This window comes from Sphaerotilus microaerophilus (assembly GCF_023734135.1).
In the GTDB taxonomy this organism is placed as follows: domain Bacteria; phylum Pseudomonadota; class Gammaproteobacteria; order Burkholderiales; family Burkholderiaceae_C; genus Sphaerotilus; species Sphaerotilus microaerophilus.
This window is the reverse complement of record NZ_AP025730.1, coordinates 531508-554960: the sequence shown is the minus strand read 5'-3', so window position 1 is coordinate 554960 and position 23453 is coordinate 531508. Positions and strand designations below refer to the sequence as shown.

Sequence of the window (23453 nt, the reverse complement as noted above, 5' to 3'; positions counted from 1 at the left end):
CGAACTCGACCCGATCCGTTCAGACCAGCTTCTTCAGCAACTCCGCCTTCTTGGCGCTGAACTCGTCCTCGGTCAGGATGCCCTTGGCCTTCAGTTCGGCGAGCTTCTCCAGCGTCGCCATGATTTCCTCGGGACGGATGCCGACCGCCGCGGCCACCGGGGCGGCAGCTGCAGAAGCGGCGCCGGCGGCACCCTGCAGGCCCTGCTGGAGGTTCTGCGCCAGCACCTGGCCCAGCGCCACGCCGGCGCCCAGGCCCATCGCGTCCCCCGCGATGCCGGAACCGGCGCCACCCGCCGCCGCGCCCTCCGCGAACTTCGGGATCGCCTGCGCGGTCTGGTACTGCATGAACTTGCCCATGTCGCCGCCGACCATGCCCATGCCGATCTTCTGGTCGAGCACCTTCTGCAGCTCGTCGGGCAGCGAGACGTTCTGCAGCGTCACGCTGTCGAGCGCCAGGCCGATGGCGTCGAACTCCGGCGCCACGGCTTGCTTGATCTGCACCGCGAACTCGATCTGGTTGGCCGCCAGGTCGAGGAAGGGGATGCCGGACTGCGCCACCGCGTCCGAGATGTGCTGCAGCAGGAAGCCGCGCAGCTGGCCGTCCAGTTCGGCGGCGGTGTAGGTGTCGCGCGTGCCGGAGATCGCGGCGATGAACTTGCGCGGGTCGACCAGGTGCCAGCTGTAGTTGCCGAAGGCGCGCACCCGCACGGCGCCGAAGTCCCGGTCGCGGATGGTCACCGGCTGCTGGGTGCCCCAGCGCTGGTCGATCTGCGCGCGGGTGCTGAAGAAGTAGAGGTCGCTCTTGAAGGGCGAGGCGAAGAGCTTGTCCCAGTTCTTCAGGTTGGTCAGCAGCGGCAGGGTCTGCGTGGTGAGCGTGTAGCGCCCGGGGCGGAACACGTCGGCCACCTGGCCCTCGTTGACGAAGACGGCCAGCTGCGACTCGCGCACCGTGAGCGACGCCCCGTTCTGGATCTCGTTGTCGGCCATCGGGTAGCGCCAGGCCACCACGCCGTCACCGGACTCGGTCCACTCGAGGACATCGATGAACTGTTTCTTGATGAAATCCATCAGGGCCATGGCGACTCCTTGCTGATCGGGCGGTACCGACGAAAGCCGGCTTCACGGCCCGTGCCGCTCATCATAAGCACGGACCGGCGACGGCCCACCCGGCCACGGCCGTCACCCGCGCCCGTCAACCGCGGCGCTGGCGGCGCACCCGGGTCGAGCCGCCGCGGTGCAGCCCCGGCTGGGCATGGGCCTGGCGCACGGCCGCCAGCTCCGGCGCCAGGCTGGCCCAGGCCGGCTCGCTCATCCCGGGCGGGGGTTCGGTGGTCGGTGGCCGGTGCAGCAACTCGCCCCGGGCAGCGAAGACGGCGCTGTTGGCGCCGCCGCCCTCCTCGTCCAGCTCACCGGCCTCGGCGTCCTTGACCTCCAGCACCGCGTCATCGAAGCTGCGCCGCAGCCGGTCGAGGTGGATGGCGTGCTGCGGGTGGCCGCGAAAGAGGTTGGCCACCAGCAGGCCCTGCGGCGCCAGCGCGGCGCAGCAGTCGTCGTAGAAGCGCTGCGTCGCGAGTGCCGAGGGCAGGCCGCTGTGGTCGTAGCCGTCCACCACCAGCACGTCGAAAGCTTCGGGCCGCTCGCGCACCCAGCGGGCGCCGTCGCCCTCGACGATGGCCAGGCGGGCGTCATCGGGCGGGATCTCGAACTCGTCGCGCAGCGCCAGCACGTGCGGGTTGATCTCCACCACCTCGATGCGGCTGGCCGGCAAGTGGCGGTGGCAGAACTTGACCAGCGAGCCGCCACCCAGGCCGACCATGCCGATGCGCGCCGGCTGCGGTGCCCAGAGCAGGAAGCCCATCATCAGCCGGGTGTAGGCCAGCGCCAGCGCGTCGGGCGCGTCGCTGCGCATGAAGCTCTGCACCTCGTGGATCGAGAAGTGCAGCGCCAGCGTGTTGCGCGTGCGATGCACGTAGGGGCGCACGGGCGCATCCGGATCGGAGGCGGGATCGTCGTCGGGCACGAAGCCCTGCCGTTCGGCGCGGGCGGCGTTGCAGCAGGCGTTGCGGGAGGGGGAGCGGGACATGGCCGGCGAGGAGGGACAGTTCAGAAGGAAGGGCCGGCGAAGTATCCAGGATGGGCCGCCGCGGGCGGGGTGCGGCCGCATGCCCTAGGCTGCGCGCCCATGAGCACCACCGCGTCACCGTTCTCGTCCACGTCCTTGCTGCCCGGCGTGACGCCACCGCCCACGGTCAGCGCCGAGTACCTCGCGGCCGACGGCACCCCCGCCCAGCCGGTGCGGGTGCTGGCGCTGAACGGCCAGCTGCTGATCCAGGGCGCAGGGGCCGACCGCAGCGTGGCGCTGCGCGGCCTGCGCTGGCCGGACCAGGCTGCGCGGCGGGGCCACCTGCGCGAACTCGTCCTGCCCGACGGCGCCCGGCTGCGCGCCACGGGGGCTGCCGACAGCGCCGCCTGGGACGCCTGGCAGCGCCAGGTCGGCCCCGGCAGTGGCTGGCGCGCACTGCGCTGGGCCGGCCTGGGCGCGCTGCTGGCCGGCCTCGCCGCGGCGCTGCTGCTCTGGCTGGCCTACGCGCAGGGGCTGCCGTTGGCCGCGCGCGGCGTGCTGGCGCTGGTGCCGACCGAGCTGGAGGCGCGCATCGGCCGCGCCACGCTGGAGGGCATGGACGGCGAGCAGCTCGCCCCCAGCACCCTGCCGCCGGAGCGCCGCCGCCAGCTCGAAGCCCGCGTGGCCGCCGCCCTGCAGCGCAGCGGCACCCCGTTGGCCTACGACCTGCAGTGGCGCCGCAGCCGCGATGGCCGGCACCCCGGGCCGAACGCCTTCGCGCTGCCCGGCGGCACGGTGGTGGTCACCGACGAGCTGGTGCAGCTGCTCGAGGGCGCCGACGACGCGCTGCTCGGCGTCATCGGCCACGAGCTGGGCCACGTGCGCGAGCGCCACGGCATGCGGCTGGTCACGCAGACGGGGCTGGTGACGCTGGCCATCGGCGCGCTGATCGGCGACTACGGCTCCGTGCTGGCCGGCGCCCCCGTGCTGCTCGCCCAGGGGGCCTACTCACGCGACTTCGAGCGCGAGGCGGACGACGCCGCGATCGCCCTGCTGCGCGCCAACGGCCTCTCCCCGCTGGCGCTGTTGACGCTGTTCGAGCGCCTGGCCGCGCGAGCGGGCCAGACCGAGCGCGCGGGGGAGCCGGACGCCTGGGGCATTGCGTTTGCCAGCCACCCGCCGGACGCCGAGCGCGTGGCGCGCATCCGCGCGGCGGCGGCAAGTGCAGCGCACCCGCCCCCCTGACGCCTAAAATTCAGGGTTTGCCTGAACGAGCCCGCCGCCATGCCCTACTCCGCCCTGACCGCCCTCTCGCCGCTGGACGGCCGCTACGCCGCCAAGGTCGCTGCGCTGCGCCCGCTGATGTCCGAGTACGGGCTGATGCACCGCCGCGTGCAGGTGGAGGTGGAGTGGTTCATCGCCCTGTCGGATGCCGGCTTCGACGAATTCAAGCCCCTGTCCGAGGCCTCGCGCGGGCTGCTGCGCGGCCTGGTGCAGCGCTTCTCTGAAGCCGACGCGCAGGCCATCAAGGACATCGAGAAGACCACCAACCATGACGTCAAGGCGGTCGAGTACTGGCTGAAGAGCCGCTTCGCCGACCAGCCGGAATTGGCCGCGGCCGGCGAGTTCGTGCACTTCGCCTGCACCAGCGAGGACATCAACAACACCAGCCACGCGCTGATGCTCAAGGGCGCGCGCGAGCAGGTGCTGCTGCCCACGCTGGACCAGATCATCGCCAAGCTGCGCGAGCTGGCCCAGGCCTTCGCCGCGGTGCCGATGCTCAGCCGCACCCACGGCCAGACCGCCAGCCCCACCACGGTGGGCAAGGAGATCGCCAACGTGGTGGCCCGCCTGCAGGCCGGGCGCGCGCGCATCGCCGAGGTCAAGCTGCTGGCCAAGATGAACGGCGCGGTGGGCAACTACAACGCCCACCTGTCGGCCTGGCCGGAGCATGACTGGGAGGCCTTCAGCCGCGCGGTGATCGAGAACCAGCTGGGGCTGACCTTCAACCCCTACACCATCCAGATCGAGCCGCACGACTACATGGCCGAGCTGTTCGACGCGGTTACGCGGGTCGACACCATCCTGATCGACTTCAGCCGCGACGTCTGGGGCTACATCAGCCTGGGCTACTTCAAGCAGAAGACCAAGGCCGGCGAGGTGGGCTCCTCGACGATGCCGCACAAGGTCAACCCGATCGACTTCGAGAACGCCGAGGGCAACTTCGGCCTGGCCAGCGCGCTGCTGACCCACCTGAGCCAGAAGCTGCCGATCAGCCGCTGGCAGCGCGACCTGACCGACAGCACCGTGCTGCGCAACATGGGCGTGGCACTGGGCTACGCCCAGCTCGGCTTTGACAGCCTGCTGCGCGGCCTGGGCAAGCTCGAACTCAACGAAGCCGCCCTGGCCAACGACCTCGACGACGCCTGGGAAGTGCTGGCCGAGCCCATCCAGACCGTGATGCGCCGCTTCGGCCTGCCCGAACCCTACGAACAGCTCAAGGCCTTCACCCGCGGCCAGCCCATGACCCGCGCGCTGATGCAGGGCTTCATCGCCGACCTGGCACTGCCCCAGGCCGAGAAGGACCGCCTGCTCGCCATGACACCGGGCAGCTACACCGGCAAGGCAGCCGAGCTGGCACGGCGGATCTGAGCCTGAACCCTTGAACCTCGGAGCCCGACGATGAACTTCACCGACCAGCTGCTGCGCGCCCAGGCGCGCCACGACTCCTTCCTCTGCGTCGGGCTCGACCCCGAGCCGGCGAAGTTCCCGAGCCACTGGGCCGGTGACGCGTCGAAGATCTTCGACTTCTGCGCCCGCATCGTCGACGCCACCAAGGACCTGGTCTGCGCCTTCAAGCCGCAGATCGCCTACTTCGCGGCACACCGGGCGGAGGCGCAGCTCGAAGAGCTGATGGCCTACATGCGCCGCACCGCGCCGCAGGTGCCGGTGATCCTGGACGCCAAGCGCGGCGACATCGGCGCCACCGCGGAGCAGTACGCCAAGGAGGCCTTCGAGCGCTACCAGGCCGACGCGGTGACGCTGTCGCCCTTCATGGGTTTTGACAGCATCGAGCCCTACCTGCGCTGGCCCGGCAAGGGCGCCATCCTGCTGTGCCGCACCTCCAACCCGGGCGGTGACGACTGGCAGATGCAGCGCCTGGCCGACGTGCCGGGGCAGCCGCGGCTGTTCGAGCACCTGGCGGCGCTGGCGCAGACGACCTGGAATACCAACGGCCAGCTCGCACTGGTGGTGGGCGCGACCTACCCGGGGGAGATCGCCAAGGTGCGCGAGCTGGCGCCGACGCTGCCGCTGCTGATCCCCGGCGTGGGCGCCCAGGGCGGCGATGCCGAGGCGACGGTGCGCGCCGGCCTGCGCCGCGCCGCCGACGGCACGGTGACCGGCACGATCGTGGTCAACAGCTCGCGGGCGGTGCTCTATGCCAGCCAGGGCACGGACTTTGCCGAGGCGGCACGGCGCGTCGCCCTGGCCACGCGCGACCAGCTGAACGCCGCGGCGCGCTGATTCGACGGGCCCCGGCGACCCTGCTCGGGCTGGCCCGCTGACGCCGGGCCGGGGCGGGCCGGCATACTCGCGCCATGCTCAAGTTCAGCCTTGTGCGCCGTGGCCTGGCCGGCTGCGGCGGCGCCATCGTCCTCGCCTGCACCAGCCTGGGTGCCTGGGCTGCCAACGCGCCCGCACCCGCGTCCGCTGCGGCATCTTCACCCGCACCCGCACCCGCTTCAGCCACCGCACCGCCGGCCAAGCTGCTGCGCTACTCCTTTCCGGTGGCCGAAACCGGCTTCGATCCGGCGCAGGTGTCAGACACCTACTCGCGCATCGTCACGGCCGGCATCTTCGAGGCGCCGCTGACCTACGACTACCTGGCGCGCCCCTTCCAGCTCAAGCCGCTGACGGCGCAGGCGCTGCCGGAGATCTCGGCCGACTTCACCGAGTTCACCTTCCGCATTCGCCCCGGCATCTACTTTGCCGACGACCCGGCCTTCCAGGGACAGCGGCGCGAGCTGACCGCGCAGGACTACGTCTATGCCCTGAAGCGCCACTACGACCCGGTCACCAAGAGCCCCAACCTCTACCTGCTGGAAAACGCCAAGGTGCTCGGCCTGTCCGAACTGCGCAAGCAGGCCCTGGCCGAGAAGAAGCCCTTTCCCTACGACGTGGAGGTGGAGGGCCTGCGGGCGCTGGACCGCTACACCTTCCGCGTCAAGCTGGCCGAGCCCTCGCCGCGGCTGCACCACGTGGTGTTCAACGACGGCTCGGCCTTCGGCGCCATCGCCCGCGAGGTGGTGGAGTTCTATGGCGACCGGATCATGGCCCACCCGGTGGGCACCGGGCCGTTCCGGCTGGCCGAGTGGCGGCGCAGCTCGCTGATCGCGCTGGAGCGCAACCCCGGCTTCCGCGAGCTGCGCTACGACGAGCAGGCCCCCGCCAACGATCCAGAAGGCCAGGCCGTGGCCCGGCGCCTGGCCGGCCAGCGCCTGCCGATGGTGGACCGCGTCGAAATTTCGATCATCGAGGAGGACCAGCCGCGCTGGCTGGCCTTCCTGAACGGCGAGTCCGACGTGATGGACCGCCTGCCCAACACCTACGCCGGCCTGGCGATCCCGAACAACCGGCTCGCGCCCTACCTGCAGCAGCGCGGGGTGCAGATGTTCCGCGCCTTCCTGGGCGACGTGACGCTGGCCACGCTCTACAACATGGAGCACCCGGTGGTCGGCGGCTACACGCCCGAGAAGGTGGCGCTGCGCCGGGCGATGAACCTGGCCTACAACGGCCCGCAGGAGCTGGTGCTGGTGCGGCGCAACCAGGCGGTGCGCGCCGAAGGCCCCATCCCGCCGATCAACTACGGCCACGACCCGGCGCTGCGCAGCGAGATGAGCGAGTACAGCCCCGCCAAGGCGCGCGCGCTGCTCGACCTCTACGGCTACCGGGACCGCGACGGCGACGGCTGGCGCGAGACCCCGGACGGCCAGCCGCTGGAGCTGGAGCTGGCCACGCAGTCCGACCAGGCCTCGCGCCAGCTGGCCGAGATCTGGCAGAAGAGCAGCAAGGCCATCGGCATCCGCATGCGCTTCAAGATCGCGCAGTGGCCGGAGAACCTGAAGAGCTCACGCACCGGCAAGTTGATGATGTGGGGTGTGGCCTGGCTGGCCGGCAGCCCGGACGGCGACACCTTCCTGGCGCTGGGCTACGGCCCCAACAAGGGCGCCGCCAACCACGCGCGCTTCAACCTGCCGGCCTTCAACGAGTTGTACATCCGCCAGAACAAGCTGCCCGACGGCCCCGAGCGCTTCGCCCTGATGCAGCAGGCGGTCAAGCTGATGGTGGCCTACGCGCCGTACAAGATGAGCAGCTGGCGCATCGCCACCGACCTGATGCACCCCTGGGTGATCGGCTACCGGCGCAACCCCTTCCAGCGCGAGTTCTACAAGTACGTGGACATCGACCATGCACGACGCCCTGTCTCGCCGTGATTGGCTGAACCGCCAGCTGGCCGGGGGCACCGGCCTGCTGGGCGCGCTGGCCTGGCCCGGGACTGGCACTGCCGCGGCACTGCACCCGAGTGGCCAGCGCGAGCACGTGCTGCGCTACGCCTTCCCGACCGCCGAGACGGGGTTCGATCCGGCGCAGATCTCAGACATCTACTCGCGCACCGTCACCGCCAACCTGTTCGAGGCGCTCTACGAGTACGACCACCTGGCGCGGCCCTTCCTGCTGCGCCCCTGCCTGGCCGAGGCGATGCCGGAGATGGCCGACGGCCACACCCGCTACACCATCCGGCTGCGGCGCGGGGTGCACTTCCAGGACGATGCGGCCTTCGCCGCCACGGGCGGCAAGGGCCGGGAGGTGACCGCCGAGGACTGGATCTACACCTTCAAGCGCCTGTACGACCCGGCGCTGAAGAGCCCCAGCCAGCCCAACTTCGAGGAGCTGGGCATCATCGGCCTGCGCGAACTGCGCGATGCCGCGATCCGGGACAAGCGCGCCCTCGACCCTGACGCGCCGGTGCCCGGCCTGGTGGCGCTGGACCGCTACACGCTGCAATTCCGCCTGCGCGAGCCGCGCCCGCGCTTCATCTACTCGATGGCCGCGCCCGACATCTGGGGCGTGATGGCGCGCGAGGTGGTGGAGCGCTATGGCGACAAGATCATGGAGCACCCGGTGGGCACCGGGCCGTTCCGGCTGGCGAGCTGGCGGCGCAGCTCGCAGATCGTGCTGGAGCGCAACCCGACCTACCGCGAGGTGGTCTACGACGCCCGCCCCGCGCCCGACGATGCCGAGGGCCAGGCCCTGCTGGCCAGGCTCAAGGGCCGGCGCCTGCCGCTGCTGGAGCGCATCGACATCGCGATCATCGAGGAGTCGCAGCCACGCTGGCTGGCCTTCCTGGCCGGCGAGCAGGACCTGCTGCAGATCGTGCCGCCGGAGTTCATCGCCCAGGCGATCCCCGGCGGCCAGCTGGCGCCGCACCTGGCCAAGCGTGGCATTGAGGCCCGCCGCGTGCCGGCGGCGGACGTGTACTACCAGGTCTTCAACATGGAGCACCCGGTGGTCGGCGGCCTGGCGCCCGAGCGCGTGGCGCTGCGCCGCGCGATCGCGCTGGGCTACGACATCGACCGCGAGATCGCCCTGGTGCGCCGCGGCGAGGCCATCGCCGCCCAGGGCATGACGGTGCCGGGCACCTTCGGCTACGACGCCACGCTACGCACCCCCGCGACCGGGCACGACCTGAGCCGAGCGCGCGCCCTGCTCGACCTCTACGGCTGGCGCGACCGCGATGGCGATGGTTGGCGCGAGCAGCCCGACGGCCAACCCTTCACGCTGGAGATGCTCAGCCAGTCCGACCAGACCACCCGCGCGATGGACGAGCTGCTCAAGAAGACCCTGGACGCCCTGGGCATCCGGCTGGAGCTGAAGATCGGCCAGTGGGCCGAGAACCTCAAGGCCGCGCGCACGGGGCGCTTCATGATGTGGCGGGTGGGCTCCAGCGCCAGCACGCCCGATGGCCAGAGCGCGCTGGAGCGCGCTTACGGCGGCTCGATCGGCAAGGCCAACCTCTCGCGCATGAAGCTGCCGGCCTTCGACGCGCTCTACGAACGCCTGCAGGGTCTGCCCGACGGCCCCGAGCGGCAGGCCCTGTTCCGCGAGGCCAACAAGCTGGCAGTCGCCTACATGCCCTACCGCATGACGGTGCACCGCATCCTCTGCGACCTGGCGCAGCCCGGCGTGGTCGGCTACCGCCGCCCGGTGTGCTGGCTGGACTGGTGGAAGCATGTCGACGTGAGCCGCAGCGCCTGAGTTCACGGTCTCTGTGGCCCGCCCGGGGTGCCGGCCGTCTCGGCGGCGTCACAGGCCCCCGTCCGGATCTGGTCAATTTGGTAACAACACGGCAACATGTCGACCGGTGCTGCTGTGCGCGGGCAGTGTCCTGTGTTGCCCATTTATCCCTTGGAAGCGTCCATGCCCCTGTCCGAAACCCGGATCACCCCCCGGATCACGCTCTACCAGCGCTGGCTGGCCGAACAGCGCGGCCTGAGCTTCGCCACCTACGACGAGCTCTGGCAGTGGTCGGTCACGGACCTGGACGGTTTCTGGGGCTCGCTCTGGGACTACTTCGACCTGCGTTCGCCCACCCCGCACGAGGCCGTGCTGGCCGACGAGCGCATGCCCGGCGCGGGCTGGTTCCCCGGCGCCCAGGTCAACTACGTGCAGCAGGTGTTCCGCCACGTCGATGCGTCCTATGGCGCCGGCCACCCAGCCATCGTCTTCCGCAACGAGTGGATGCACGAGGACCACTGCAGCCTCGACCTGAGCTGGCGCGAGCTGAAACGCGAGGTGGCCTCGCTGGCGGTGTCGCTGCGGCGCAAGGGCGTGCAGCGCGGTGACCGCGTCGCCGCCTACCTGCCCAACACGCCGCAGACGGTGGTGGCCTTCCTGGCCTGCGCCAGCATCGGCGCGGTCTGGTCGCTGTGCTCGCCGGAGATGGGCCCGGTGGCGGTGCTGGACCGCTTCCGCCAGATCGAGCCCAAGGTGCTGATCGCCTGCGACGGCAGCAGCTACGGCGGGCGCGACCATGACCGCCGCCCCGTGCTGGCCGAACTGCTGGACGGTCTGCCCAGCGTCACCGACTTCATCCTCTGGCCCTACCTGCTGCGCGAGGCCGATGCGGACGATTTCGCCACCCCGACGCGGCGCGCCCACGACCTGCGCGCCCTGCTGGCGGGCGACCCGCGCGACTTCGAGCCCGAGTGGCTGCCCTTCGACCACCCGCTGTGGATCGTCTACTCCAGCGGCACCACCGGACTGCCCAAGCCCATCGTGCACAGCCACGGCGGCATCATGCTGGAGGCGCTCAAGCTGCTGGTGCTGCACAACAACCTGGGGCCGACGGTGGAAACCGGCGACCGCTTCCACTGGTCCACCTCCACCGCCTGGGTGATGTGGAACTGCCAGGTCAACGCCCTGCTGGGCGGCACCACGATCTGCCTCTATGACGGCAGCCCCACCGGCCGCAGCGAGGTGCCGGACTGGGGCACGCTGTGGCGCTTCGCCGCCGAGACCGGCACGACGATGTTCGGCGCTGGCGCGGCCTTCTACGCCAACTGCCTGAAGGCCGGCGTGGAGCCGCAGCGCGTGGCCGACCTGTCCGCGCTGCGGGCGGTGGGCTCCACCGGCTCGCCGCTGTCCGAGGAGTGCTACGACTGGCTCTGGCGCAGCCTGCCCAAGGTGGAGGGGCGCGACATCTGGGTCAACCCGATCTCCGGTGGCACCGACTTCGCCGGTGCCTTCATCGCCGGCCTGCCGACCCTGCCAATGGTGCGCGGCGAGATGCAGTGCCGCTGCCTGGGTGCCGCGGTGGAATCCTGGAGCGAGCCGGACGCGCAGGGCCGTGGCCACGCACTCATCAACGAGGTGGGCGAGCTGGTCTGCACCCGGCCGATGCCCTCGATGCCGCTGCAGTTCTGGAACGACCCGGGCGAGCGCCGCTACCGCGAGAGCTACTTCGAGACCTACCCGGGCGGGCGCGACGACGGCAGCCTGGCCGGCCCGGTCTGGCGCCACGGCGACTGGATCCGCATCGTGCCGCACCCCGAGTCCGGCGCCAGCGGCGCGGTGATCTACGGCCGCAGCGATGCCACCATCAACCGCTTCGGCGTGCGCATGGGCACCGCCGAGATCTACCGGGCCATCGAGGCCCTGCCCCAGGTGGTCGACAGCCTGGTGGTCGACCTGGAGTACCTCGGGCGGCCGAGCTGGATGGGCGCCTTCGTGGTGCTGCGCGAGGGCCTGCAGCTCGACGGCGAACTGAGCGAGGCGATCCGCACCGCCATCCGCAGCGCCCTGTCGCCGCGCTACGTGCCCGACGAGGTGATCCAGGTGCCGGCGATCCCGCGCACCCTGTCGGGCAAGAAGATGGAGCTGCCGGTCAAGAAGCTGCTGCAGGGCGCGCACCCCGACGAGGTGCTCAAGCGCGACGCCATGGCCAACGCCGCCAGCGTCGACTGGTTCGTCGACTTCGCGGCCCGGCGCCAGGCCGCCAACCCCTGACTTCAGGCGCGCTGGAGTGCCTGAGCGACCCACTGGCCGATCTGCGCTGCGCCCATCGCGCCGCTCTGGCGCGCCACCTCCCGCCCGCCCTGGAACAGCACCATCGTCGGGATCGAGCGGATGCCGAAGCGCCCCGCGCTGCGTTGGTGGTCGTCGCTGTTGACCTTGGCGAAGAGCACCTCGCCGCGCAGCGACTGCGCCGCCTGGGCGAACTGCGGTGCCATCTGCCGGCAGGGGCCGCACCAGGGCGCCCAGAAATCCACCAGCACTGGCAGGTCGGACTTGCCGATGACGGCCTCGAAGCTGGCGTCGCTCAGCTCGACCGGGTGACCATCGAGCAGGGCGGCGCCGCAGCGGCCGCAGGTCGGCTCGTCATGGCGGCGCTCCTCAGGGAGGCGGTTGACGGCTTGGCATTGGGGGCAGGCGATGTGCATGGGGCGGCTCCGTTGATACCCCATCAAGTATGAGCGCCTGCCGGGCTTTCAAGCCCTGACAACACGGCCGACCACGCTGGCTCAGGGCGCCAGCGGCAGCTCCGTGTAGAAGCGCCCGCCGTGGAAGATCAGCGGCGAGGCGTCGGCGCGCCAGCGGCACTGCTCCACCTCGCCGACAAAGATGACGTGGTCGCCTTCCTCGTAGCGGCTGCGGTTGTGGCACTCCAGCACCGCGGCGGCACCGTCGATCAGCGGGATGCCGCCGGCCCCCTCGCTCCAGTCCAGCCCGGCAAAGCGGTCCACCGAGCGGGCAGCGAAGCGCTCGGCCAGCTCCCGCTGCTCGGCCGCCAGGATGTGGATGGCGTAGTGCGAGCCCGCCTCGAAGGCGGGCAGCGAGCCGGCCGCCAGCGACAGGCTCCACAGCACCAGCGGCGGCGCCAGCGAGACGGAGTTGAAGGAGTTCACCGTCAGCCCGACGGGGCTGCCATCCGCCGCCCGGGCGGTGACGATGGTCACGCCGGTGGCGAAGAGGCCCAGCGCCTGGCGGAACTCCTGGCGGGTGAAGGGCGACTCGGCGGCGCGGATCGGGCTCGGTTGCATGGGCGGGATTGTCCGCGATGCCCCGATCCGGTGCCGGCGCAGGCCCACCCGCGCTGGCCCACCGGTGCCCACGGCCCCCTCCGGGCCGGGCGGGAGGCCGCTCCTAGAATCGGTCGATGTCCGCCTCGCCCCCGCCACCCCGGCCCGTTGCCACCAGCCCTGCCGCCCTGTCCCAGGGGCACCTGCTGCTGCGCAGCTGGCGCTTCGCGGTGGTGCTGGTGCTGGGCTTTGCCTCCGGGCTGCCGCTGGCGCTCACCGGCCAGGCGATGCAGGCCTGGCTGAGCCTGGAGGGGATCGACGTGGCAACGATCGGCTTCCTCAGCCTGGTCGGCCTGCCCTACACCTTCAAGTTCCTCTGGGCGCCGCTGATGGACCGCTTCGACCTGCCCTGGCTGGGCCGGCGGCGCGGCTGGCTGGTGCTGAGCCAGCTCGCCCTGGCCGGCGCGCTGCTGGCGATGGCCGCCACACCGCCGAAGCACGCGGTGCAGGCCTTCGCGCTGCTGGCGGTGCTGGTGGCCTTCCTCTCCGCCACGCAGGACGTGGTGATCGACGCCTACGGCACCGACCTGCTGCCCGGTGCCGAGCGCGGCATGGGCTCGTCGCTGAAGGTGCTGGGCTACCGGCTGGCGATGATCCTCTCCGGCGGCGTCGCGCTGATCTGGACCGACCCGGCCAACGCGCTGGTGGGTGCCGCTGCCGGCGCAGGCGCTGCCTGGAGCTGGCCGCAGGTCTACCGCCTGATGGCCCTCATCATGCTCGGCGCCGCCGCGCTGAGTGCGGTCGCGCTGCCACGCCTGCCTGAGCCGCCGCCCAGCGATGGCGTGGCCCGCCAGGACGTGATCGGCTTCGCGGCCGTGGTGGCCGCGGTGGCGGTGGGCTACCTCGTCACCGACCGCGCCTTCGGCCCCGCGGCCAGCGCCCTGTTGGGCCCGCTGCTGGAAGGCACGGCGCTGACGCCGCTGCTGCGCCAGCGCTGGACGGACCTGCTGGCGTTGCTGGCCGGCATCGCCTTCACTCTGCCGCTGGCAGCCTGGGCGGCACGCCGGGCGCGCTTTGCGACCCTGCTCAGCGGGCTGGCGAACTACTTTGCCCAGCCGGGTGCCTGGGCCTTTCTGGCCTTCGTGGTGCTCTACAAGCTGGGCGACGCCTTTGCCGGCTCGCTGATGACGCCCTTCCTGCTCAAGAGCATGGCCTACGGCTCGGCCGAGGTGGGCGTGGTCAACAAGGTCATCGGCCTGTGGCTGACCATCGGCGGCGCGCTGCTGGGCGGGGCGCTGATGCTGCGCCTGGGGCTGTGGCGCGCGTTGTTCCTGTTCGGCCTGCTGCAGGCGGCCAGCAACCTGGGCTTCTGGTGGCTGGCGGTCAACGGACGTGGCGTGCTGCCGGGGCTGACCGTGCCGGCCTTCGACTGGGGCGTCCTGCACCTGGCGCAGCCCACGGCGGTGGATGGCGGCCTGCTGATGGTGATCGCCTTCGAGAACCTCAGTGGCGGCATGGGCACCGCCGCCTTCGTCGCCTTCCTGATGAGCCTGACCAGCCAGCGCTTCAGCGCCACGCAGTACGCGCTGCTGAGCGCCTTCGCGTCGGTCGGGCGGGTCTGGGTGGGGCCGCTGGCGGGCGTGCTGGCCGAGTCGATCGGCTGGCCGACCTTCTTCCTCGTCTCCACCGCCGCCGCGCTGCCGGCGCTGGCGATGATCTGGCGGCTGCGCGCGACGGTGCAGGCGCTGGAGCCGGATGCGGCACGTGCCTGAAGCGCCCGCGCCGGATCACGTCAACCGACCGGTGGGGTCGCCCGCTATGCTGTCGCTCCGGTCGGGAATCTTCCCGACCCCTCGGGGTCTGAGCCTTCACGACTTCCTGCCCACCGCCGCCATGAACGAGATGCCCGCACCGAGCTTCGTCACCGACGCCGAGATCACCACCCGCGTGGACGCCCACCCGGGCGGCTGCGCGCTGCACCAGCGCCGCCTCTTCACCCGCCTGCTGGTGGCCGGCGCCGCCGGCACCGCCGCCGGCCCGCTGCTGGCGCGCGAGGGCGTGGAGGTGGGCGGCATCTCCAAGTTCGCCAAGTTCTACCCGGCCGACCAGGTCGAGGCCGATGCCGGCAAGCAGTACGCCCAGCTGCGCCAGGAGGCCAACGGCAAGGGTGCACTGGCACCCGCCAACCACCCGCAGATGCTGCGGCTGAACACCATCGCCCAGCGCCTGATCCCCTACACCTACGAGTGGAACCCGCGGGCGAAGCAGTGGAAGTGGGAGGTCAGCCTGATCGGCGCCAAGACCATCAACGCCTTCTGCATGCCCGGCGGCAAGATCGCCTTCTATCACGGCATCCTCGCGCAGCTGCAGCTCAACGACGACGAGGTGGCCATGATCATGGGCCACGAGATGGCGCACGCGGTGCGCGAGCATGCCCGTGAGCGCATCGGCAAGACCATGGCCACGCGCGGGGGCATCTCGATCGTGTCGAGCCTGCTGGGATTTGGCGACGTGGGCCGCACCCTGGCCGATGCCGGCGGGCAGCTGCTGACGCTGAAGTTCGGCCGCGAGGACGAATCCGAGGCTGATCTGGTCGGCATGGAGCTGGCCGCGCGCGGCGGCTACGACCCGCGTGCGGGCGTCACGCTGTGGCAGAAGATGGCGGCCGCCTCCAAGGGCGCGCCGCCGCAGTTCCTCTCCACCCACCCGACGGGCGCCACACGGATCACCGACATCGAGGCCAACCTGCCCAAGGTGACCGGCCTGTACGCCCGCGCCGAGAAACCGCCGGTGCGCTACCGCCCGCCCGAGGCGGGCAACGGCTGACGGTTGGCATCGGCGGCGGGCCGCCGGGCCACCAATGCGGCCACCAGCGCGGCCAGCGCCGCCATCACCAGCACCACCACCGCACCGGACGGCGCATCCAGTAGCGCCGACAGCGCCAGCCCCAGCGCGTAGGCCGCTGCACCCAGGCCCAGCGCGACCCCCATGCGGCGGCGCCCGCGCTGCCGGCGCGTGGCCAGCGCCGGCAGGATCAGGCTGGCGAACACCAGATAGACCCCCACGAGCTGCACCGAGGCGGTCACCGCCAGCGCGAACAGCAGGTAGAAGCCCAGCCGGCCGAGCCGCTCACCCGCGACCGCCCAGAGCACCCCGATCGGCAGCGTCAGCCCGGCCATGACGCCCAGCTGAGCCGGCGTGACCCAGAGGATCTGCCCGACCAGCAGGTCCTTCAGGTGCTCGCCCCCGTGCGGGTTGCTGGCCAGCAGCAGCAGGCCCAGGCAGGAGGCGAGCACGAAGGACACGCCGATCAGCGCCTCCTGGATCTCCGGCCAGCGCCGCTCCGTCCAGGTCAGCAGCAGCGCCCCTCCCAGGGCCGCCGCCGCTGCCGCCGCCTGCCCGGCCCAGCCGGAAGTCGCCCAGCCGAGCGCATCCGCCGCGATCACGCCGATGCCGGCGATCTGCGCGATCGCCAGGTCGATGAACACGATCCCGCGCTGCAGCACCTGCATGCCCAGCGGCACATGGGTGAGCAGCACCAGCAGCCCGGCCACGAAGGCCGGCCCGAGGATGGACGGGTCCAGCGCGGCCCAGGTCATGTCAGCCCCTCGTCCGACGGGTACGTCGGCCGATCCCCCGAGGGGATGGCGGGCCGGCTTGGGAGCGGCCCGGCGCTCGGCCCGCTCGATGAGGTTGGCACGGGCTGCCTCATGGCTGCACCGCCTTGAGCAGCCGCGCCAGCGTGTCGTCGAAGAGGCCGAACAGGTCCCTGGCCGCCTCGCTGCCGCCCACCGTGTAGGGCAGCGCCACCACCGGCAGGCGGGTGCGCTCGGCCAGCCACATCGAGCCGCGCCCATCGTTGTAGGCCGCACGCAGGATCAGCCGCGCCGGCTCGCGCTGCAGCGTGGCCAGCACCGCCTGCAGGTGCGCGCTGCTGGGCTCCAGCCCGGGCTTGGGCTCCAGCGCCGCCACCTGCCGCAGCCCCAGCCACTGCTCCAGGTACGGAAAGCCCTGGTGCTGCACCACGATCGGCAACCCCTTGAGCGGCGCGGCCGAGCGCTCCCAGCGCGTGATCGCCGCCTGCCAGCGCTGGGCGAAGTCGGCGTGGCGGCGTTCGTAATCGGCCGCGTGGGGCGGGTCGAGTTCCGCCAGCCGGCGTGCCAGCGCCGCCGCCACGCGGGCGATGCGGCGCGGGTCGGTCTGGATGTGCGGGTTGCCGGCGGCGTGCACATCGCCATCGGCCCGGTCCAGCCGCGCGGGCACGCCGAGCAGCTCGACCTGCGCCGCCGCCTCGAACAGGCCCGGCCGGCCCGGCTGGATTGCCGGGTTACCGGCCTGGCGCTGCAGCAGCGGCAGCCAGCCCGCCTCCAGCTCGGCGCCGGTGCACACCAGCAGGTCGGCGCGGCGCACCGCGGCGATCAGGCTGGGCCGGGCCTGCACCTGGTGCGGGTCCTGCTGCGCCGTGGTGGCGCTGTAGACCTGGGCCAGCGCTCCCGCCAGCTCGGTGGTCAGCGCGGCCCACTCGGGCTCGCAGGCGACCACCCGCAGCTCGGCGCGGGCGGCTGCCCAAGGCGCCAGCCCCAGCGTCAGGGCGGCCAGCAGGCCGGCAGCGCTGCGCCATGTCCATCGTTGCATCGTCATGTCGATCTCCTGATCTGCTGATCTACCGATGGCCGGCTCAATAGCTGTGCGCGCCGTGCGCACCCAGGCTCATCTGGTACTGCAGCATCACCTGGCGGTCGTTGACGCCGGCGCGCACGCGGTCCTGCGCCACCTGCAGGCGCACCCGGCTGAACTCGCTGGGCACCCAGTCGAGCAGCAGGCTGGTGCGCGACGGGTCATGGCGGGCGGATTCCAGCAGCGCCGCGTTGGCACCGGCGTCCACCGTGCCGACGCGCAGCCAGTCGCCACGCAGGCCGGCGCGCCAGCCGGGCATGAACTGCCAGACCCCCTGCAGGTAGGCCCCGGACTGCGTCGCGCGGTAGGGCGCCACCGAGGCCAGCCCGGTGCGGTCCGCCACCAGCGTGCCACGCTCGCTGCGGCGCATCCACTCGCCCTGCAGGCTCACCCAGCGGCTGTGCGCGTTGCCGTCGGGCGCCCACTTCCACACCCCGTCGAGCACCCAGGTGCGGCTGTGGCCGGTAAAGGCGTGGGTGACCTCGTTGCCGGCAGCATCCAGCACACTCGATTCGCGCCCCTGCGGCCGGGCCGACAGCAGGCTCAGGCCGGCACGCCAGCTCTGGCTCGCGCCAATGTCGCCGCCCAGGTGGCCGAACAGCGTCCAGGCGCCGGCACCGTTCTTCTTACGCGCGGCCCCCGGGTGAGTCTCGCCGCGGCCCAGTTCGGCACCCAGCTCGGCAAACAGCTCGGTCGGCGCCAGCCAGCGCAGTTGCGGACCGTCCTCGCGGCGCTGCCCGCCCAGGAAGGCCTGGTGGGCCAGCGGCGCATCGACGAAGGCCCAGGCGTGCGCATGCAGCTCGTTCTGGTAGCCCAGCGCCGAGAGGAAGCGGCCGAACTTCAGCGTCAGCCCGGCCGGCAACGCGGTGGTCTGCGCATAGGCCTCCTCGACCGCTGCACCTTCGTCGTCGCTCAGCGCCACCGTCATCGAGCCGAAGAAGCGCGGGTCGATGCTGGCCGACAGGCCCAGCTCCGACTCACCCAGGCCGAAGCCGCGCGAACCCGGGCCGATCTCGCCGCCCGTCTGGAAGCCCGCCAGCCGCCAGCTGGCCGGATCGCGCTGCAGCTGGGTGTAGCCGCCGGAAAGGATCAGCGAGATCGCAGGGTTGAAGGCATTGGCTGCCGCGCGTTGGGCGCTGGCGGGAGCCGTGCTGGCCGGGGCGGGTGCCGCCGCGTCGGCCGAGCGCGCCACGGGCGCGGCAGCCAGGCCCGCCAGCAGCACGGCCGCGGCGGACAGGGATCGGGGTAGAGGCAGTGAGCACGAAAAGCAGGAATGGGGTGTCATGAGGGAAGAACCTCCGTGGGGGTGCCGAGCAGGGCGGCACCGGCCCCGCCGCATCGATCGGGCAGGGACGCTTGGCTGCAGACAGGGACGGGATGCACCAACGGCCAGCCGCCCGGCCGTTCGGGCCGGGGGGGGGGGTGGGAGGTGCCGGGATCAGGCCACGCGAAGCACGCTGGAGCGGCTTCAGGCCCTTTGCAGCCGGGCCGGTGGCCCCCGGGCCAGGCGGAAGCGGCGCGCCGCCGACACGGCCGGCTCTGCCCGGGTGGGCAGCCAGCTGGTTGCGGCCAGTGCGCGCGGCAACGCCATGTCCGCCGCGGGCGGCGCCGCCGCCAACCCGGCCGCGGCGAGGCAGATCAGGCAGGCGGCATCCGCACGGTCGATGCCACCGCCGGGCTCAAGCCCCGCCGGCGTGCTGGGCAGCGAGGTGGCGACGCGAACCTGCGCAGGCCCGCCGGGCTGGCCCGCCAGATTCTGCAGCGCCGGCAGGTGCGACAGCGGGTGCAGCAGCAGCACCTGCTGTGCCAGCAACAGCGCCAGGAGCCAGGCCAGCGCCCAGCCGCGCGGCAGGTGCGCACGGCGAGCGGTGGGGGCGGGGTGGGCGAAAGTCACGCTTGGATGTTACCGGGCGCCCCCGGGAGCCCGGTCGGCGCCGCGGGCCGCTGTGCTCACTGCACCTCGACGATCCGGTAGAGCAGCGCCTCGGGCTCCTGGCCCTGCGCGTACATCACGCGCTGGCCCGCCAGGTCCAGGCGGATGTGCACGTCGCGCGAACGGTCGTACAGGCGCACCTCGTCGGCGCTGCGGCCGGCCTCGCTGAACTCGAAAATGACTTTCCGGCTCGTTGAAGCCGTCTCCTGCCAGACCCCTTCGGCACGGGGTGACGGCTTGAACGCCCCCAGGACCTGGCCCTGCGCATCGCCATACACCACCCGGGTGATGGCGGAAACCGCCGGATAGGTCGCCAATGACGCCGCGGCGGCTGGCTGACCCGATGAATCGGGCGCGACAACCGCCTCACCCCCCGACTGCGCCGCGATGACGGCCGCCACCAGGACGGCCGCCGCCACACCGCCCGCGATCTTCCAGGTCCGCCCCTGGCCACCGGCGCCCGGGGGAGCTGGCGCGGGCGGCGCTGCCACGGCGGGCGCCGGGGTCGGCAGCTGCGCCAACCCCAGGGGTGCCGCCCCCCCCTTCGACAGCGGCTGAACGTGCTTTGCGAGCGCGGCCACCAGCAGCTGCACGTCACTCTCCCAGCGCGCGTGGGTGAGCTCCACGCCGTTGCGGAAGGCCAGGTCCTTCAGGTCGTCCGGCAGCTGCACCTCCGAGGGCATCTTCGCGCCCTGCACCAGCACCGGGACCACCGGGATGTCGCGCCGCAGCGCCGCCGCCGTCTCCAGCCGCACGAAATCACCGGCATCGTCCAGCCGGCGCCGGCCGTCGGGCCCCTTGAGGTCAAGCCACTGCCGGCCCATCAGGGCCAGCAGCACCGAGCAGCTCGTCACCTTGGCGTCGATGGTCTTGCGGAAGTCGACCCCCGGCTCGATGCCCACCACGTCCATGAAGACCGAGTCGGCGCCAAACACCTCGCGCAGGTCCTCGAACAGGCGGCCCGCATGGCCCTCGGCATCCTCGCGACGGTAGCTGATGAAGATCGCACCCATGGACGTCTCCTTGGCCGTACAGGCCGGCCACGCCAACAACGCCGCGCAGGTGGATCAGTCCGCCGCGAAGCAGTAGAAGAGACCCGCTCCGCCCGTGCGCCGCAGCGCCTCCGTGCTGCAGCCCACCGTCGGGTGAGAGAAGTTCCAGGACGTCGCCCAGTTCTCCGGCAGCGGGCCGATGCGGTCGTGATGGCCGACGATCGCCGCGCCCTCGCCGCTCTTGGTCCAGTTGCCGCAGGTGGTGTCGGTCTGGGGGGCAAAGGCCGTGCCGTCCACGCGCGAGCCGGTCAGGATGTCGTGGTTGTTCACCGCATCGCCGCGCCCGGTGACGGAGCGGCCCATCTCATCCAGCGCCGTGGTCTTGCTGAGGTGGTTGCCGTTGTGCAGGTGGGCCAGGTCCCGCGCGATCAACTCGCCCTTGGCGTTGAACCACGGGCCCTGGCCGATGCGGTCACGCGCGTTGACCGAGGGCACCGCTGGCGCGGTCTGCGTCGCGAAGGTCGGGCTGGTGCTCAGGTAGGCCCGCCATGTCCGGCTGCCAGCCCCCGCCGCCGAAGCCAGCGCCTGGCAATGCCGGTCCGCCCCGGTCAGCCCCCCCAGATCCCCCCCCTTGCCGGGCCCGGCACTGGTGACGAAGAAGCTCATCGGGCCGGTGGCTGGTGTGCTGGCACAGGCCACCACCAGCGCGGCGGCCACGACGGGCACGAGGGCAAGGGCAGTACGGCGCATGGGGAACTCCTGATCCGTGACAAGAGCCTCAGGTTATGCGCCTGATCCGGCATTTTCCGATCGGGGGCTTTCCCGCGGGCGGCGGCTCACAGCGCCCCCAGCGCCTCGATCACCCCGAACAGACTCGCCACCACGGACACGCCGCTGGCCCGCACATCGTCGGCCGGCGCCAGCAGATCCGGCACCATGATCACCCGCGCGCCCGATGCCAGGCCGCCGCGCACGCCGGTGTTGGAATCCTCCAGCACCAGGCAGTCGGTGATCGGCACGTCCAGCAGCTGCGCCGCGGCCAGGTAGATGTCCGGCGCCGGCTTGCCACGCGCCACCTCATCCCCGCCGACCAGCCCCTGCAGCCGGGGCCACACGCCCACGCCGTCCAACTTCGCGATCGCCCGGCTGCGCCGCGTGGACGTGGCCACCGCGCGCTTCAGGCCGCGCGCATCGAGCAGGTCGAACAACTCGTGCACACCCGGCTTGAGGTCGAAGCGCCCCGCGTCGATCGCCGCCTCATAGCGCCGCCCGAACTCCGCCATGTGCGCAGCCACCGGAAAGTCGGCCCCGAAGGCCTCGCAGACCACCCGGTAGCCGTCCTTCGAGTTCAGCCCCACCATCGCCATCGCCACCTCGTGGCTCCAGGGCAGGCCGAGGTGCTCACTGGTTTCGCGGCCAATGGCGTAGGCGACCCGCTCGCTGTCGAGCAGCAGGCCGTCCATGTCGAAGAGGATGGCGCGGATGGGGGTGAGATCAGGCATACGTTCGAGGTGGGGCATTCGGTCTGTCGGGTCGGTTTCGGTGATCAGACAGCAGGTTCAAACACGTTCACTGCCATGGCGCCGGCGGCGGACCTGAGCCGGTTGTCGTTGGTCCAGAACTCGGTGCAGCCGTTCTGCAGTGCCGTGGCCAGATGCAGTGCGTCCGGCGTCTTCAGGCCCTGCTCGGCACGCAGGATCAAGGCGCGCCCAAAGACGGCATCGTCCATCGGCAGCCACAGCTGCCCGGCCAGGGCCTGCTCATAGGCCTGGACGAGAGGCGCATCACCGCTGCGCAGCGGCTTGACCAGAGCCTCCAGCCTCACCAGGGGCGAGACGCACAGTTGCACATTGCTCTGCCGAGCCACCCATTGCCGAGCAGCCAGTGCCGGCGGATGTCCGCCCTCTACCAGATAGATCAGCAGGCAGGCGTCGAGATAGGCACGGCGCATCAGTCGTCGTTCCAGTCGTTGCGCAACGCCTGGATGCGCGCCTCCAGCTCCTGAGGGTCGGCCTTGGGCAGCGCCTGGAAGGGGGGGGACGCGAGCAACGCCATCAGGTTGGCGATGCTGCCCCGGGCCGAGACTGCCTCTGGGCTTGCGCCCAGCGCGACGTGACCGGGTTCCGGCGTCTGCGCCGCGTCGTTCACCGGTTCCAGGATGGTCACCAGCACCGGCACCGGTCGTGCCTTGGCCAGACCTGGTGGCAATTGAACTTGCCCGTTGGGCAGCAGGGTGGCGTGGACGGTGAGCATGGGGTATTTCCCGGACCAGCGATCAGGCATTCGATGATGCCCTGCAGTGTGCATTCTGTGCGCGCCTTGGCACCACGATTCGCTTGCTAGGCATCGAAGAGCGCTTCATCACTGTCGGCCCGCTGGACGGACGCATGGTGCTGCTGGTCTGGACGCCCCGCGGCGACGCACGCGGCATCATCAGCATGAGGAAAGCCGATGAACGGGAACAAGCCCGCTACACCCACCGACTGGGTTGACCCCGATGACGCCCCTGAGCTGTCGGACGACCTCTTCGCACGCGCCGACGAGTTTCAGGGCAGCAAGCTGATACGACGCGGCCGTCCGCCGACCGGCATGCCGAGCAAGCAGGTCACCACGATCCGCCTGTCCCCCGAAGTGATAGACGCCTTCAAGGCCACCGGTGCGGGCCGGCAGACGCGCATCGATGCGGCGTTGAAGGATTGGTTGAAGACGCATTCGCCGGGGTGATGGCAAAAGGCAAGATTTGACCATGGCGCAGCACGTCGCACGGCCAGCAACAGCGGCCCACTAATTTCCTCGGTCACCGTTCTTTTCGTGGATAGAGTAGTCACCAGGTGAGTGAAACTCTCTTTGGTGCTGAGTAAAGGCAGAGACTATTGACGAAAGTCTCGTTGTCGATGGCTCTGTCAGCCTTGAGCTGATGTTATAGAACGGATAATTCCCCAATACCTCTGGATGCAAAATTGCAGCAATCTCTATATCACCCCTTGAAACATACCTGCCACCCCAGGAAGCAATCAGCTGCTTCAACGAGAGCGGCTTATTTCTTGGATGCTTTGTCTTCTTTTGAGCATCCAGCCACTCATACGCAATTCGAATACAGTCATCGTGCTCATAATGCCCTCGGCCAGCACTGTCGAATGACTTCTTTGCCTCTTGAATTTGTTCTTCCGTGATTCTCATTTCAAAGCACCAGTTTCAACGAAGATCT

Annotated in this window: 24 protein-coding genes; 10 read left to right on the top strand and 14 right to left on the bottom strand. The window is 71.1% G+C overall.

Annotated elements, in window-relative coordinates; translation table 11 throughout:
* Positions 1-19: 19 nt before the first annotated feature.
* Together NGK70_RS02535 and NGK70_RS02530 are read right to left on the bottom strand one after the other, a co-directional pair.
* Complete coding sequence (locus NGK70_RS02535; RefSeq protein WP_251971815.1) at positions 20-1078, bottom strand: SPFH domain-containing protein; 1059 nt, start codon at positions 1076-1078, stop codon at positions 20-22.
* 115 nt (positions 1079-1193) lie between these two features.
* Positions 1194-2084: a fused MFS/spermidine synthase gene (locus NGK70_RS02530; protein ID WP_251971814.1), complete on the bottom strand. Its 891-nt coding sequence runs from the start codon at positions 2082-2084 to the stop codon at positions 1194-1196.
* A 99-nt stretch (positions 2085-2183) separates the two neighbouring features.
* Here NGK70_RS02530 and NGK70_RS02525 point away from each other — a divergent pair, with 99 nt between their 5' ends.
* From NGK70_RS02525 to NGK70_RS02500, 6 genes are all read left to right on the top strand, one after another.
* Positions 2184-3308: a M48 family metallopeptidase gene (locus NGK70_RS02525; RefSeq protein ID WP_251971813.1), complete on the top strand. Its 1125-nt coding sequence runs from the start codon at positions 2184-2186 to the stop codon at positions 3306-3308.
* 39 nt (positions 3309-3347) lie between these two features.
* Positions 3348-4715 (top strand): adenylosuccinate lyase, encoded by a 1368-nt coding sequence (gene purB, locus NGK70_RS02520; RefSeq protein ID WP_251971812.1) that lies wholly within the window; start codon positions 3348-3350, stop codon positions 4713-4715.
* 30 nt (positions 4716-4745) lie between these two features.
* Positions 4746-5588, top strand: a complete 843-nt coding sequence (gene pyrF, locus NGK70_RS02515; protein ID WP_251971811.1) for an orotidine-5'-phosphate decarboxylase — start codon at positions 4746-4748, stop codon at positions 5586-5588.
* A 74-nt stretch (positions 5589-5662) separates the two neighbouring features.
* Positions 5663-7558 carry an ABC transporter substrate-binding protein gene (locus NGK70_RS02510; RefSeq protein WP_251971810.1) on the top strand — a complete coding sequence of 632 codons (1896 nt, stop codon included), beginning with the start codon at positions 5663-5665 and terminating at the stop codon, positions 7556-7558.
* On the top strand, positions 7533-9380 hold the full coding sequence (locus NGK70_RS02505) for an ABC transporter substrate-binding protein (RefSeq protein ID WP_251971809.1): 1848 nt from the start codon (positions 7533-7535) through the stop codon (positions 9378-9380). The genes NGK70_RS02510 and NGK70_RS02505 overlap by 26 nt, the downstream gene beginning before the upstream one ends.
* 162 nt (positions 9381-9542) lie before the next feature.
* Positions 9543-11630 (top strand): acetoacetate--CoA ligase, encoded by a 2088-nt coding sequence (locus tag NGK70_RS02500; RefSeq protein ID WP_251971808.1) that lies wholly within the window; start codon positions 9543-9545, stop codon positions 11628-11630.
* 2 nt (positions 11631-11632) lie between these two features.
* Here the strand turns inward: NGK70_RS02500 and trxC are convergent, their stop codons facing one another.
* Both trxC and NGK70_RS02490 read right to left on the bottom strand, forming a co-directional pair.
* Positions 11633-12064, bottom strand: coding sequence for a thioredoxin TrxC (gene trxC, locus NGK70_RS02495; protein WP_251971807.1), 432 nt, complete (start codon positions 12062-12064; stop codon positions 11633-11635).
* Between the two features lie 81 nt (positions 12065-12145).
* Positions 12146-12664, bottom strand: a complete 519-nt coding sequence (locus NGK70_RS02490; RefSeq protein ID WP_251971806.1) for a flavin reductase family protein — start codon at positions 12662-12664, stop codon at positions 12146-12148.
* A gap of 116 nt (positions 12665-12780) precedes the next feature.
* Here NGK70_RS02490 and NGK70_RS02485 point away from each other — a divergent pair, with 116 nt between their 5' ends.
* Together NGK70_RS02485 and NGK70_RS02480 are read left to right on the top strand one after the other, a co-directional pair.
* On the top strand, positions 12781-14415 hold the full coding sequence (locus tag NGK70_RS02485) for an AmpG family muropeptide MFS transporter (RefSeq protein ID WP_251971805.1): 1635 nt from the start codon (positions 12781-12783) through the stop codon (positions 14413-14415).
* A gap of 130 nt (positions 14416-14545) precedes the next feature.
* Positions 14546-15469, top strand: coding sequence for a M48 family metallopeptidase (locus NGK70_RS02480; RefSeq protein WP_251973656.1), 924 nt, complete (start codon positions 14546-14548; stop codon positions 15467-15469).
* Here the strand turns inward: NGK70_RS02480 and NGK70_RS02475 are convergent.
* The 9 genes from NGK70_RS02475 to NGK70_RS02435 all read right to left on the bottom strand — a co-directional run bounded on the left by NGK70_RS02475 (position 15439) and on the right by NGK70_RS02435 (position 22498).
* Positions 15439-16242: a metal ABC transporter permease gene (locus NGK70_RS02475; RefSeq protein ID WP_251971804.1), complete on the bottom strand. Its 804-nt coding sequence runs from the start codon at positions 16240-16242 to the stop codon at positions 15439-15441. The two genes, NGK70_RS02480 and NGK70_RS02475, sit on opposite strands and share 31 nt — an antisense overlap.
* Before the next feature lie 109 nt (positions 16243-16351).
* Positions 16352-17284 (bottom strand): metal ABC transporter substrate-binding protein, encoded by a 933-nt coding sequence (locus NGK70_RS02470; protein ID WP_251971803.1) that lies wholly within the window; start codon positions 17282-17284, stop codon positions 16352-16354.
* Positions 17285-17321: 37 nt separating this feature from the next.
* Entirely contained in the window at positions 17322-18605 is a 1284-nt protein-coding gene (locus tag NGK70_RS02465; RefSeq protein ID WP_251971802.1) for a TonB-dependent receptor, read from the bottom strand.
* 183 nt (positions 18606-18788) lie between these two features.
* On the bottom strand, positions 18789-19214 hold the full coding sequence (locus NGK70_RS02460) for a hypothetical protein (RefSeq protein WP_251971801.1): 426 nt from the start codon (positions 19212-19214) through the stop codon (positions 18789-18791).
* A gap of 56 nt (positions 19215-19270) precedes the next feature.
* Positions 19271-20266 carry a toll/interleukin-1 receptor domain-containing protein gene (locus NGK70_RS02455; protein WP_251971800.1) on the bottom strand — a complete coding sequence of 332 codons (996 nt, stop codon included), beginning with the start codon at positions 20264-20266 and terminating at the stop codon, positions 19271-19273.
* Between the two features lie 54 nt (positions 20267-20320).
* Complete coding sequence (locus NGK70_RS02450; protein ID WP_251971799.1) at positions 20321-20995, bottom strand: hypothetical protein; 675 nt, start codon at positions 20993-20995, stop codon at positions 20321-20323.
* An 86-nt stretch (positions 20996-21081) separates the two neighbouring features.
* Positions 21082-21747, bottom strand: a complete 666-nt coding sequence (locus NGK70_RS02445; protein WP_251971798.1) for an HAD family hydrolase — start codon at positions 21745-21747, stop codon at positions 21082-21084.
* A gap of 44 nt (positions 21748-21791) precedes the next feature.
* Positions 21792-22196, bottom strand: coding sequence for a type II toxin-antitoxin system VapC family toxin (locus tag NGK70_RS02440; protein ID WP_251971797.1), 405 nt, complete (start codon positions 22194-22196; stop codon positions 21792-21794).
* The gene (locus NGK70_RS02435) at positions 22196-22498 is read right to left on the bottom strand and encodes a hypothetical protein (protein ID WP_251971796.1); all 303 of its coding nucleotides are present in this window, start codon (positions 22496-22498) and stop codon (positions 22196-22198) included. Before NGK70_RS02435 ends, NGK70_RS02440 begins: the two co-directional genes overlap by 1 nt.
* Before the next feature lie 41 nt (positions 22499-22539).
* Between NGK70_RS02435 and NGK70_RS02430 the strand changes: the two genes are divergently transcribed.
* Complete coding sequence (locus NGK70_RS02430) at positions 22540-22737, top strand: BrnT family toxin (RefSeq protein WP_251973655.1); 198 nt, start codon at positions 22540-22542, stop codon at positions 22735-22737.
* Complete coding sequence (locus tag NGK70_RS02425; protein WP_251971795.1) at positions 22697-22969, top strand: BrnA antitoxin family protein; 273 nt, start codon at positions 22697-22699, stop codon at positions 22967-22969. The genes NGK70_RS02430 and NGK70_RS02425 overlap by 41 nt, the downstream gene beginning before the upstream one ends.
* Positions 22970-23029: 60 nt before the next feature.
* Here the strand turns inward: NGK70_RS02425 and NGK70_RS02420 are convergent, their stop codons facing one another.
* Entirely contained in the window at positions 23030-23425 is a 396-nt protein-coding gene (locus NGK70_RS02420; RefSeq protein WP_251971794.1) for a hypothetical protein, read from the bottom strand.
* Positions 23426-23453 lie beyond the last annotated feature (28 nt).

Coding starts and splice junctions, on each gene's coding strand:
- NGK70_RS02535 (WP_251971815.1), bottom strand. CDS start 1,078: ATGGCCCTGATGGATTTCATCAAGAAACAGTTCATCGATGTCCTCGAG.
- NGK70_RS02530 (WP_251971814.1), bottom strand. CDS start 2,084: ATGTCCCGCTCCCCCTCCCGCAACGCCTGCTGCAACGCCGCCCGCGCC.
- NGK70_RS02525 (WP_251971813.1), top strand. CDS start 2,184: ATGAGCACCACCGCGTCACCGTTCTCGTCCACGTCCTTGCTGCCCGGC.
- purB (WP_251971812.1), top strand. CDS start 3,348: ATGCCCTACTCCGCCCTGACCGCCCTCTCGCCGCTGGACGGCCGCTAC.
- pyrF (WP_251971811.1), top strand. CDS start 4,746: ATGAACTTCACCGACCAGCTGCTGCGCGCCCAGGCGCGCCACGACTCC.
- NGK70_RS02510 (WP_251971810.1), top strand. CDS start 5,663: ATGCTCAAGTTCAGCCTTGTGCGCCGTGGCCTGGCCGGCTGCGGCGGC.
- NGK70_RS02505 (WP_251971809.1), top strand. CDS start 7,533: ATGCACGACGCCCTGTCTCGCCGTGATTGGCTGAACCGCCAGCTGGCC.
- NGK70_RS02500 (WP_251971808.1), top strand. CDS start 9,543: ATGCCCCTGTCCGAAACCCGGATCACCCCCCGGATCACGCTCTACCAG.
- trxC (WP_251971807.1), bottom strand. CDS start 12,064: ATGCACATCGCCTGCCCCCAATGCCAAGCCGTCAACCGCCTCCCTGAG.
- NGK70_RS02490 (WP_251971806.1), bottom strand. CDS start 12,664: ATGCAACCGAGCCCGATCCGCGCCGCCGAGTCGCCCTTCACCCGCCAG.
- NGK70_RS02485 (WP_251971805.1), top strand. CDS start 12,781: ATGTCCGCCTCGCCCCCGCCACCCCGGCCCGTTGCCACCAGCCCTGCC.
- NGK70_RS02480 (WP_251973656.1), top strand. CDS start 14,546: ATGCCCGCACCGAGCTTCGTCACCGACGCCGAGATCACCACCCGCGTG.
- NGK70_RS02475 (WP_251971804.1), bottom strand. CDS start 16,242: ATGACCTGGGCCGCGCTGGACCCGTCCATCCTCGGGCCGGCCTTCGTG.
- NGK70_RS02470 (WP_251971803.1), bottom strand. CDS start 17,284: ATGACGATGCAACGATGGACATGGCGCAGCGCTGCCGGCCTGCTGGCC.
- NGK70_RS02465 (WP_251971802.1), bottom strand. CDS start 18,605: ATGACACCCCATTCCTGCTTTTCGTGCTCACTGCCTCTACCCCGATCC.
- NGK70_RS02455 (WP_251971800.1), bottom strand. CDS start 20,266: ATGGGTGCGATCTTCATCAGCTACCGTCGCGAGGATGCCGAGGGCCAT.
- NGK70_RS02450 (WP_251971799.1), bottom strand. CDS start 20,995: ATGCGCCGTACTGCCCTTGCCCTCGTGCCCGTCGTGGCCGCCGCGCTG.
- NGK70_RS02445 (WP_251971798.1), bottom strand. CDS start 21,747: ATGCCTGATCTCACCCCCATCCGCGCCATCCTCTTCGACATGGACGGC.
- NGK70_RS02440 (WP_251971797.1), bottom strand. CDS start 22,196: ATGCGCCGTGCCTATCTCGACGCCTGCCTGCTGATCTATCTGGTAGAG.
- NGK70_RS02435 (WP_251971796.1), bottom strand. CDS start 22,498: ATGCTCACCGTCCACGCCACCCTGCTGCCCAACGGGCAAGTTCAATTG.
- NGK70_RS02425 (WP_251971795.1), top strand. CDS start 22,697: ATGAACGGGAACAAGCCCGCTACACCCACCGACTGGGTTGACCCCGAT.
- NGK70_RS02420 (WP_251971794.1), bottom strand. CDS start 23,425: ATGAGAATCACGGAAGAACAAATTCAAGAGGCAAAGAAGTCATTCGAC.